We start from the raw sequence: 10,391 nt of genomic DNA, 5'->3' as shown, positions 1-10,391 counted from the left end.
GGCCGCGACGCGGCACCTCCGTCGTACTGCCGTCGTCGCGGGCCCGGGTGAAGGTGCCGCCGAGGACGATCGTGTTGCCGACCTGGACCACGGAGAGGACCTCTCCGTCGAGGACGTGCGGCGTGCCCGGCGCCGGGTCCTCCCGGACCAGGGTGCCACCCGGCTCGGTGCCCGACTCGGAGCCCGCCGAGGCCGGCGTCACGGCGATCGAGGACCAGCCGAGGGCCAGCGAGCACAGGAGGGCTGCGGCGGTCCTACGCATGACGGCCTCCCCTCGTACGCCCGGCGACCGGGGCATGAGGCGACAGTAGGACGCGCTGCGGGGGCCGAACCGGCGCGCACCGTGAGTACCCCAAAATTGGTGAGCCGCGATCGGCGGGCCCCGGGGTTGGCTAGTCGTCATGACGTCCACCACGTCACCGGGAGATGGGCCCGGACGGGTCGCCGCGCGATGCTTCGTGATCGGCATCGCCGGCCTGCCGGTGTGGTGGCTGCTCGGGGTGGCCGCCCTGGTGCCGCTCGCGCTGGCCGTCCCGCTGTGCTGGGACCTCCGGACCCGGCGGCGGATCTCGCTGCCGCCGCACGCCGGCTGGTGGCTGCTGTTCCTGCTGTGGGTCGTGCTCGGAGTCGGCACGCTGTGGGCCGCCGCCCCGGGAGCCGTGGACGACGGCGGCGCCGGCCGCCTCCTCGTCTTCGGCTACCGGCTGGGGTGGTACCTCTCCTGCACCGTGCTGCTGGTGTGGATCGGCAACACGCCGGCCGACCGGCTCCCCGACCGACTCGTGCACCGGATCCTCGCCTGGGTGTTCGTCGTCGCCGTCGCCGGTGGCCTGCTCGGCCTGCTCGCGCCGGACCTGGCGATCACCACCCTCGCCGAGCGGCTCCTGCCCGGAGGCTTGCGCGGCAACGGCTTCGTGAGCACCCTCGTCTCGGCCGAGACCGCCGACGTCCAGAGGGTACTGGGCGAGGCCGAGCCCCGACCCAAGGCGCCCTTCGCCTACACCAACACCTGGGGCAGCGTGATCTCGCTGACCCTGGTCTTCTTCGCCGCGGCCGTCGCGTCCGCTCGCTCCGAGCGTCGCTGGCTGGCCGCCCCCGTGCTCGTCGCGGCCGCCGTGCCGATCGTGCTCAGCCTCAACCGGGGGCTGTGGCTCGCGCTGGGAGTCGGGGCCGCCGGCCTGCTCGTGCTGCTCGCGATGCGCCGGCACGCCGCCGCCCTCGTCGCCCTCGTCGCCCTCGTCATCCTCGGTGGCGTCTTCGTGACCTCCACCCCGCTGGGCGACACCGTCTCCTCCCGCCTCGAGCACCCGCACAGCAACGACCGGCGCTCCCAGCTCCTCGTCGCCACGGTCGACTCGATGACCCGCGGCTCCCCCGTCATCGGCTACGGCAGCACCCGGGACGTCGCGGGCACGTTCACCTCCATCGCCGGCGGCGCGACGCCCGACTGCCCGGCCTGCGGGGTGCCTCCCCTCGGCACCCAGGGACAGCTCTGGCTCGTGCTCTTCTCGCAGGGCTGGATCGGGGCGCTGTTCTTCCTGACCTTCTTCGTCCTCGCGCTGCGCCGGACGTGGCGATGCCGGACGACGAACCAGACGGTCGCCACCTTCGTGCTCATCGTGTTCCTGCTGCAGCTGACGGTCTACGACACCCTCGGCCTGCCGATGATGATCGTGATGGCCGCGGTGGCCCTCGCGTGGCGCGAGGAGCGCTCGGGCACCGCCCTGCGCCTGCCGGATCGCCGAGCGCTGGTCGCGGCCGCGACCGTCGCGATCCTCGGCGCCCTCCTCGGGGCCGGCGCGACCCGCGGCGAGGAGCGGCGCGTCGCCAGCACGGTCACCATCGCCCTGACCCCGTCGCCGACGTACCTCGACGTCGGCGACATCGCCAGGGAGGCCGACAGCGGCACCCTCGTCCGACCTCCGGATCCGGCGACCGTCGACACCGAGGCGGCGCTGCTGCGCTCGGAGCGGGCGATGGAGCGCGCCGGCGACCGGGTCGGGATCCCGCCCGCGACCCTGCGATCCGACATCCGGGTGGGCGCACCGCCGCTGTCGACGGTCCTCGAGGTCACGGTGACCACGTCGCGGCAGCACGACCCGGAGGCCGCCGCGCTCGCCGTGGCCGAGGAGTACCTCGCCGAACGCACCCGGTTCCTGGAGGCACGCCGCAGCGATCTCGTCGCACGGCTCGGCGAGCGACTCGCCGCGGTCGATCCCGGTGACCCGGCCTGGGCCGCGACCCGCACCTACCTGCGCGCCGCGATCGCCCACCTCACGACGCACCGGCCCGAGGTCGGCAGCGTGATCCGGCTGGGAGCGCCACGGATCATCGGGACCGAGCACACCGTCCCGGCCACCAGCGGCATGGCCATCGGCGGCCTCGTCGCGCTGGCCGCCCTACGCACCTGGAGGCGTCGATGATCCCCCGCGACATGTGGACCCGCCTGGCCATCGACCCGCTGGCCGATCCGCTGGCGCGGGTCCTCGCCCCCCGCGCCGGGGTCACGCCCAACCGGGTCACCGCCGTCGCGAGCCTGCTCGGTGTCGCCGCGGCGGCCTGCCTGGCCACCGGACGCCTGCGCCTGGGCGGCGGGCTGTTCCTGCTCCGCTTCTTCACCGACTGCCTCGACGGCAAGATCGCCCGCCAGCAGGGCTCCAGCACCGAGCGCGGCGCGCTGTTCGACGTCGCGAGCGACGTCGTGTGCGTGAGCGCCGCCTATGCCTGCCTCGGGCTGTGGGCGATCGACGCCGAACGGGTCTCCGCGCCGGTCGTGGCCGGCCTGCTCGTCGCGCTCGGCTGCCACCTGTGGGCACTGGACCATCGCAAGCACCTCGCGGACCGCGCCGGTCTCGGCGAGGGCCGATCCGACCTGGCCGGGCGCACCGACCTTCCCCTGCTCGATCCGTGGCTCAGGTTCTGCCGGCGGATCCGGATGAACCCCGTGCCGTGGACGGTCGAGGTGGAGACCCTGGTGCTGGGCCTCCTCCCCCTGGCCGGACCGCGGCCGGCGGCCGCCGGACTCGTGTTCGGGCTCGTCTTCTACGTGACCGCCACCGGGATCAACCTGCGCCGGTGCCGGCGGATCGCGGCCCGCCTCGACGTCGTACGACGCCGCGAGCCGAGCGAGCGGGCGACGTCGTGAGCCGCCACGCGGGACTGCCCGATGTCGACGTCGTCATCGCGACGCACGAGCGACCCGTCCTGGTGCGCGAGGCCATCGATGCCGTGATCGGGCAGGAGTACGCCGGCCGGATCCGCTGCATCGTCGTCTTCGACCGCTCGACGCCGGACCACGAGCTCGATCGGTCGGACAGCGGAGGCCGGCGGTCGGTCGAGGTGATCGAGAACCACCGAACGCCGGGGCTGGCCGGGGCACGCAACAGCGGCGTGCTCCACGGAGACGGGGAGATCGTCGCCTTCTGTGACGACGACGACGTGTGGCTGCCCGGAAAGCTCGACCGCCAGGTCCGGGCCCTGTGCCAGGGCGGGCCGCCGACCTGTGTCACCGGCATCGAGGTCGACTACGCCGGGACGACGACCGTCCGCGTTCCCACGGCGGAGGCCCTCGAGCTGCCCAACCTGGTGCGCCGCCGCGTCATGGCCGCCCATCCCTCGTCGGTCGTGGTCCGCCGCCAGGACCTGCTCTCCGCGATCGGGCTGGTCGACGAGGAGATCCCCGGGAGCTACGGCGAGGACTTCGACTGGATGATCCGCGCCGCGGGCGCGGGCGGCTTCCACGTGATCGCCCAGCCCCTGGTCCGGGTGCGCTGGGGCGGCTCGAAGTTCTCCCGCCAGTGGGCGACCATCATCGAGGCCATCGACTACGGCCTCGCCAAGCATCCCGTCTTCCGCGAGGACCGCCGGGCCCACGCCCGCCTGCTCGGCCGCAAGGCGTTCGCGCTCGCCGCCCTCGGAGACCGCGCGGCGATGCGCTGTGCCGCCCGCACCGCGTGGACCTCCCCACGCGAGCCGAGGGCCTATCTCGCCGCCCTGGTGGCGATGCGCCTGCTGAGTGCCGAGCGCCTGCTCGACATCGCCCACCGCCACGGGCACGGCATCTGACCTCTTCGCCCGGCCGCTCCTCCCCCATTTGGGGGAGAAGTTTGCTCGCGACTCCTCGGCGCGCTTCCATTCGAGCCGATCGAGCAGTGATGACGAGGCCGTGCGCATGCTCCACACGGCCCGATTCGGGAGGTGGCGTCATGAAGAACGCTCACAGACGTGGGACCTGGCTGGCGGTCGTGCTGGCGATGTTGCTGGCCGCGGCGATGGCGGCGGTTCCTCCGGCGACATCGGGCGGCGCGGCCGGTGCCGGGAGCGCGACGCTGCCCGCGGGCACCTTCGAGGCCCACCTGGACGGCTTCGCCGGGGTGAAGGGCACCCGGGTGAAGCTGTCGCGCAGCGGCGCGGGACGCAACGACGGTCGCGCCATGGTGGTGCGCCGGGCACACACCGGCAAGGCGACGACCGTCAGCAAGCACCGGTTCGCCGGTGCCCACGCGGCCGGGACGGCGTACGTCGTCCGGGTCTGGGTGCGCACGACGGCCAGGCGGCAGGTGACCCTTCGGGTGCGCGAGATCGCCGGCGGAAGGAAGGTCCAGACCCGCTCGGCCGACGTACGCACCAAGGCCGGCGCGTGGACCCGGCTCAAGGTCCGGCTCAAGACCAGGAAGCGCGACTCGGCGCTGAAGCTGGGCATCGTGACGCCGCGCGTGGTGTCCGGCGAGAGGGTGCTCGTCGACGACCTGCGGGTGCGCCCCAAGAGCGGGAAGGGAGACTCCGAGCCCCTCGTCGCGACACTGACCAACGGCTGCGGTCGCACCGCGCGGGGCATCCCCGACTGTGGCACCTACGTCGGCGCCGCGCACGGCTCCAACACCGATCCGTCCGGCCTCGAGCAGCAGGTGGGCGCCCACCTCGGCGTCCGGCGCACCTACTACACCGCGACCGGCGTCGCGAGCGCCGTCCGCACCGCACAGGCCGACCTGGCCGCCGGCCGGCTGCCGTGGGTGAGCTTCAAGCTGCCGTACTCGTGGACCGAGATGGCCGACGGCAAGGGCGACGCCTGGGCCACCGACCTCGCCCAGCGGCTGGCCACCGCCGGCGGCCCCGTGTGGGTCGCGTTCCACCACGAGCCCGAGGGCGACGGCGACATCCAGGAGTGGCGCCGGATGCAGGAGCACCTCGCGCCCCTCGTGCGCACCACCGCCCCGAACGTGGCCTTCACCGTCGTGGTGACCGGTTGGAACCAGTTCTACGGAGAGCCGGCGTACAGCCTCGCCAACATCTGGCCGCGCGGGGTCAAGGTGGACGTGGCCGGTTTCGACATCTACCAGCAGTACGGCGTGGAGAAGAACGGCACCACCACGACGAAGTGGACCGACTTCGCGCAGTACTACCAGGCGATCTCGGCGTGGGCCGGCTCCGTCGGCGTCGACTGGGCGCTCGGCGAGACCGGCGTCACCCACGTGGCCGCCGACGCCCGACCCGCGGAGATCGTGAACGCCGTGCAGCTGATGCAGAGCTACGGCGGCATCGCCTACAGCTACTTCGACAGCGCCCTCAACAGCGTCGCGCCGTGGACCCTGGAGACCACGACGAAGCGCAACGCCTTCGCGCAGGCGCTCCGTGGCGCGGCGGCCCTGAAGTAGCACCGGCTCCGTACGACCCTGGAGCGCCTACACCTCGGTCAGGCGCTCCAGGGCCACCAGCGTCTGCATCGCCCGCGCGGAGATGTGCTCGCCGCCGGGCCCGTCGACGAGCCGGAGATATCTCGTCAGGATCGAGACCAGGTAGAGCAGGCTCTGCACGTGCGGCTCGCCACCCAGGCTGCGGTCGCGGTACGCCGCGAGCCGCAGCGCCTGGAGCACGCCCTCCGCCGACGCGGGCGTGCCGGAGTTGAGCGCGTTGACGACGTAGTGGAGGGCGTCGAGCCCGCGCGGGACGCCGGTCTCGAAGCGCTCCCAGTCCCACAGCAGGACCTTCTCGCCCGCTCGAGCCATGTTCCACGGCGTCCAGTCGCCGTGCCACGCGCCCCACTGCAGCTCGCGGTGGCCCGTGATGGCGGCGACCCGCTCCAGCGCGCGGCCGAGTCGTCCGCGCGACACCGCGTCGCTCAGCCTGCCGGTCTCCTGCCACTGGCGGTGCCACCAGTCCGAGGCGGTGAGCTCCCCGGGGGGCGCGGCGAAGCGCGCCGCGAGCTCGTCCATCGCCTCCGTCGGCGGCGTCCAGCCGTTGCGGCGGCGGTGCCACGGTGACGGCTCGAGCGGCCCGACCACGAGAACCGGGCGTCCCTGCCACGACGTGCGCGCCAGGAGCTCCGGAGGCACGACGTGCCGGTAGGGCTGGGCCGTCACGGCGGCGAGCGCCCGGCCCTCCGCGGTCACGTCGGCGCAGGTGTTGCCGGACCAGCCGACCTTGACGAACGCCCGGCATCGGCCCAGCTCGTCGAACACCTGCAGCACCGGCTTCCGGTTCACCCGGGCGGTCCCGATGCTGATGCTGAAGCTGACGGGTCGGCCCAGGATCTCGCCGAGGTGCTCGGCCAGGCCGTCGGCGCCGCCGCGGACCTCGACCCGGTGCCGCAGCAGCCGGGGGACCGCGCGCACCGCGGCTCCCGCCGCGACGCGGGCGGTGGTGTCCCACCAGCTGGAGGCGGTGCTGATCCGGCGGAGGGAGGCGCCGGCCGCGACCGAGGACTCGACCGGAACCAGCACGGTGGGGTCGTTGCCCCGGCAGACCACGGCGTAGCGGGCGCGGACCGGTCGGCCGTCGCGGGCCGTGCCGGCCGGGACCAGGTCGGCGCCGGGCCACAGCTCGGCCGCCGCGTCGAGCAGGGCGGTCCGGGTCGTGACGGTCATCGCGCGCTCCTCGGCTCGGTGCGGACGCAGACGAACAGGTGCCGGCCGTAGTTGTCGGCGTACGGGCCGACCGCGTCGCGGTCGGGTCCGAGGTCGAGGATCTGGTCGAAGGTCGTGTGCTCGCGCAGGAAGGCCCGGATGTGGTCGGGGTTCCACCCACGCAGCGACGAGCGGAACCACCGTTCGTGGTCCTGCCCGGTGTCGAGGAAGAGCACCCGGCCGGTGGCGCGGTCGAGCAGCCGGACGAGCTCGACCTCGTCACAGCTGCCGCGGCCGAGCACGAAGTGGTGCAGCAGGCTGAAGCACGACACGACGTCCCAGGTCTCGCGGGTGCCGCGCAGGATGTTGACCGCGTCCCCGACCCGGATCCGTACCGGGTCGGCGCCGTAGACGAGTCGGCCGAGCGTGGGGCCCAGCGGGTCCCGCTCGATGCCGTCGGCGTCGAAGCCCAGGCCGGCCATCCGCGCCACGAACCAGCCGTAGCAGCTGGCGACGTCCAGGTAGCTCCCGGACAGGGGCTCGCCGAGCGCTCGGCGCAGGAAGGCGTCCATCGCCTCGAACCGGTCCTCGCAGCAGCGCACGGTCGGCCACTGCGCGGCCAGCTCGGGCGAGTCCACCGGCTGGTAGAGCTGGCGGCCACCCTCGAGCCACGACATCTGCCGCAGCAGGTCCTGCAACGGCGTGGACACCTCGCCGCGCCGCACCCGGACCAGCATGGTCCTCTCCCCCGCCGCGGCGGCCCGGGCGATCCGGTGGTGACCGTCGAGGACCTGGTAGCAGTCCGAGTGGGCGATCGGTACGACGAGGACCGGCTGCCCCGGCGGCGAGTGCAGGTCGACGGACACCGCCTCCGTCGGTGTGTCGCCGGCGAGGAAGTCCCGCGCCTGCGCGACGATCCCGGCTGCTGCGTCGGCCGTGCCGGCGGCGAAGTAGCGGCCGGTGTGCCGGATGCAGGTGCGGGCCATGCGGGCGTAGGGGGTCGCCAGGAGCTGTGCGTCGCTGAGCCGGCCGTTGCTCGCGGCCAGTGCGAGCAGGCCGGCGTGCGGGCCCTCGGCGACGCGGCGCGAGGGCCACAGGGGGTCGCCGAGCGCGGCGGCGAACTGCGCCGCGGACATGCCGTTCTGTCCGCCGAGCAGCAGCTTCTCGACGGGAACCTCCCGCAGCCCGGGATGCCATCGGGTGACCCGCGCGAGGCGGTGCCGTCCGGCGGCGCTCAGCAGCGCGGGCCGCGATCGTTGGGGGTGGAGGTGGGTGTCGGTCATCGCAGGGCTTCCTCTCGCCAGCGGGGCGCCCGGCCGAGAAGCTCGGCCAGGGCGGCATCGGGGCCGTCGAAGCGGCGGCGCAGGGCGGCCGCCAGATCAGGGGGGAGCGGCTCGCCGGGACGCTCGTTCCAGCGACGCACCTCGGCCGGCCGGTGCACGGCCAGGCCGAGCCGCCGCTGGAGGTCGACGTAGACGGCGACCGGGTCGGCGAACAGGGCGTCGGCGTCGACCACATGGACCCGCTCGCGGCCCAGCGCGGCGACGTACCGCTCGATCTGCAGGGCATAGTCGCCGCGCTGCAGATAGGCATGGTGGCGGTGGGCGTAGCTGGTCGCGCCGGGGTCGGTGGCCAGCAGTGCGCTCTGGCCGGCCGTGCGCTCCTCCTCGCGGGCGACCGCCTCGGCGAACGGCAGCGGGTCGAAGCCGCGGGCCGACTCGTGACGGTGGGCCGAGTGGGCGCGGGCGACCGGGTCGCGCACGAGGGCGACGACCTGGCAGCCGGGCAGGTCGCGGCCGAGGCGCTCGGCGGCGAGCGGGTGGAAGAGGTAGTAGCCGCTGCACTCGAACGTGGTCCGCCCCCGCGTGCTCCAGCGCAGCGGGAAGTGGGCGCGGTACCAGCGGCGGGAGTGGCGGTAGCCGTCGTCGAAGTAGCCGGTGCCCTTGTCGACCGTGGGCCGGCACAGGCCGGGATGCTCGCTGAGCAGGCGGAACAGGGTGGTGGTGCCGGCGCGCTGGGCGCCGACGACGACGATCCCGGGCTCTTGCCGCAGGTCGGCGGTGAGCCAGCCCCAGGCCAGCAGGATCGCCCGAGCCGCGCGTCGCAGCGGGGCGGGGAGCACGGCACGCAGCCGTCCGGCCAGGGCGCGGATCATGCCGCCACCTCCAGGGTTCGGGCCGGCCGCAGGCCGCCGGCGAAGACGTCGATGGCGAGCCGGGATCGCATCCGCCACACCACGGCGGCGTAGCCCGTCCCGGCGAGCAGGCAGGCGGCGAGCCAGCCGAGAGGCGAGAGCCCGAGCAGTCCGGCGAGGGCGACCGGGACGCCGACGCAGCCGACGGGCAGGGCGGCCGCGAGGAGGAGACCCCCGGGCGGCGGCGCCAGCCCGATCTCGGCGCGCAGTTGGGCGACGGCGAGCCCGCAGCGCACGACGACGGCGACCACCCACGCGACCGCGGCACCGGCGATCCCGATCCGGGGCACCAGCACCAGGCACAGGCCGACATCGAGGCCGAGCGCGACGAGGGTGTTCGCGAGACTGCGTCCGCTGCGCCCGATCATCAGCAGCAGCGTGTCGACGGGTCCCGAGGCGACCGCGACGAGCATGCCCGCGGCCATCACCAGCGCTACGGCGATCGCCTCGCCGGTGACGTACGACGACCCGAACCAGCCCAGGTAGGCCGCGGGCCCCGCGGCGACGGCGAGGTAGACCGGCCAGGCGAGCAGGATGCTCCAACCGGTGGTGACTCCGAAGACGCGGTTGACGAGGGCGGGCGCGTCGTCCGCGGGTCCGGCGAGGATCATGGTGAACCTCGGCTGCACCACGCTGGAGACGGCCTGGTTGGCGAGCTGGCCGAAGACGACGAACCGGGTCGCCACCGTGTAGACGGCGGCGTGCGTCGGCGAGAGCAGCCACGCGACGAGCACGATGTCCAGGCGCTGCACGCCGACCTGGGCGATGCGGGCCACGGCCCGCGGCCAGGTGAAGGACCAGAACTCACGCGCCCCCGGACCGCCCGCCATTCCCGACGGGCCGGCGCCCGCGGTTCCGCGCCGGACGCCGCCGGTCACCGCGACCACGGCCCGACCGGCGAGCACCGCGCTCACGGCGTAGGCCGCCGCCCATGCGGTGGCCAGCCAGGCTCCGGGGAGGTCGAGCAGCAGCACCAGGGCCACCAGCCCGACCTGGACCGCCGGACGCACGATCCGGTCGACGACGACGCTCGCCCGGAACATCGCATGCGCCCGCACGGTCGCCAGGCACAGGTCGGCGGCGGCCGCCAGCGGCAGCGCCCAGGCCAGCGGGCGGGCGTCGGGAACCCAGATCGCGAGGGCGAGCGCGAGTCCGCAGGAGACGAGCAGCACCGGGATGCCGGCGATCCGCACCAGACGGCGTACGTCGTATCGGTCGTCGCGCAGCACGAACCGGGCGAGCCCCGTGTCCGTGCCGAGGCCGGCGGTCGCGAGCGCCACCAGGAAGACGGCCGTCGCGGCGAAGAACCGGCCGGCGACCTCGGGCGGAACGCTGCGGGTGACGACGAGGACCAG

General features: G+C 74.3%; 9 protein-coding genes. 4 read left to right on the top strand and 5 right to left on the bottom strand.

The features are described from left to right. Window positions 1-262 (bottom strand): hypothetical protein (locus tag FHP29_RS21910; protein WP_205014282.1); only part of this gene is annotated, 262 nt, incomplete at its 3' end. A 139-nt stretch (window positions 263-401) separates the two neighbouring features. Between FHP29_RS21910 and FHP29_RS19560 the strand changes: the two genes are divergently transcribed. The 4 genes from FHP29_RS19560 (at window position 402) to FHP29_RS19545 (ending at window position 5,654) form a co-directional block, all read left to right on the top strand. Beyond that, window positions 402-2,423 carry a hypothetical protein gene (locus FHP29_RS19560; RefSeq protein ID WP_139624540.1) on the top strand — a complete coding sequence of 674 codons (2,022 nt, stop codon included), beginning with the start codon at window positions 402-404 and terminating at the stop codon, window positions 2,421-2,423. Continuing rightward, complete coding sequence (locus tag FHP29_RS19555; RefSeq protein ID WP_139624539.1) at window positions 2,420-3,145, top strand: CDP-alcohol phosphatidyltransferase family protein; 726 nt, start codon at window positions 2,420-2,422, stop codon at window positions 3,143-3,145. The genes FHP29_RS19560 and FHP29_RS19555 overlap by 4 nt, the downstream gene beginning before the upstream one ends. After that, entirely contained in the window at window positions 3,142-4,065 is a 924-nt protein-coding gene (locus FHP29_RS19550; RefSeq protein WP_158296652.1) for a glycosyltransferase family 2 protein, read from the top strand. The genes FHP29_RS19555 and FHP29_RS19550 overlap by 4 nt, the downstream gene beginning before the upstream one ends. A 140-nt stretch (window positions 4,066-4,205) precedes the next feature. Further along, window positions 4,206-5,654, top strand: a complete 1,449-nt coding sequence (locus FHP29_RS19545; RefSeq protein ID WP_158296651.1) for a cellulase family glycosylhydrolase — start codon at window positions 4,206-4,208, stop codon at window positions 5,652-5,654. Window positions 5,655-5,681: 27 nt separating this feature from the next. On the opposite strand, the gene FHP29_RS19540 is transcribed toward FHP29_RS19545, so the two are convergent. The 4 genes from FHP29_RS19540 to FHP29_RS19525 all read right to left on the bottom strand — a co-directional run. Beyond that, window positions 5,682-6,863 (bottom strand): hypothetical protein, encoded by a 1,182-nt coding sequence (locus FHP29_RS19540; RefSeq protein WP_139624536.1) that lies wholly within the window; start codon window positions 6,861-6,863, stop codon window positions 5,682-5,684. Next, the gene (locus FHP29_RS19535) at window positions 6,860-8,125 is read right to left on the bottom strand and encodes a hypothetical protein (protein WP_139624535.1); all 1,266 of its coding nucleotides are present in this window, start codon (window positions 8,123-8,125) and stop codon (window positions 6,860-6,862) included. Before FHP29_RS19535 ends, FHP29_RS19540 begins: the two co-directional genes overlap by 4 nt. Continuing rightward, window positions 8,122-8,997 (bottom strand): sulfotransferase family protein, encoded by an 876-nt coding sequence (locus FHP29_RS19530; RefSeq protein WP_139624534.1) that lies wholly within the window; start codon window positions 8,995-8,997, stop codon window positions 8,122-8,124. Before FHP29_RS19530 ends, FHP29_RS19535 begins: the two co-directional genes overlap by 4 nt. Beyond that, window positions 8,994-10,391: oligosaccharide flippase family protein (locus FHP29_RS19525; protein WP_139624533.1), on the bottom strand; the 1,398-nt coding region annotated here is incomplete at its 5' end. The genes FHP29_RS19525 and FHP29_RS19530, both read right to left, overlap by 4 nt.

Origin of the sequence: Nocardioides albidus (assembly GCF_006335005.1) — a bacterium.
Taxonomy (GTDB): Bacteria; Actinomycetota; Actinomycetes; order Propionibacteriales; family Nocardioidaceae; genus Nocardioides; species Nocardioides albidus.
The sequence above is the reverse complement of the archived record's forward strand: the minus strand, read 5'-3'. Positions and strand labels throughout refer to the sequence as shown.

What these genes read in the sequence shown, in the direction of transcription:
- FHP29_RS19535 (WP_139624535.1), bottom strand. Translation starts at nt 8,125, where the DNA reads ATGACCGACACCCACCTCCACCCCCAACGATCGCGGCCCGCGCTGCTG.
- FHP29_RS19540 (WP_139624536.1), bottom strand. Translation starts at nt 6,863, where the DNA reads ATGACCGTCACGACCCGGACCGCCCTGCTCGACGCGGCGGCCGAGCTG.
- FHP29_RS19555 (WP_139624539.1), top strand. Translation starts at nt 2,420, where the DNA reads ATGATCCCCCGCGACATGTGGACCCGCCTGGCCATCGACCCGCTGGCC.
- FHP29_RS19545 (WP_158296651.1), top strand. Translation starts at nt 4,206, where the DNA reads ATGAAGAACGCTCACAGACGTGGGACCTGGCTGGCGGTCGTGCTGGCG.
- FHP29_RS19560 (WP_139624540.1), top strand. Translation starts at nt 402, where the DNA reads ATGACGTCCACCACGTCACCGGGAGATGGGCCCGGACGGGTCGCCGCG.
- FHP29_RS19530 (WP_139624534.1), bottom strand. Translation starts at nt 8,997, where the DNA reads ATGATCCGCGCCCTGGCCGGACGGCTGCGTGCCGTGCTCCCCGCCCCG.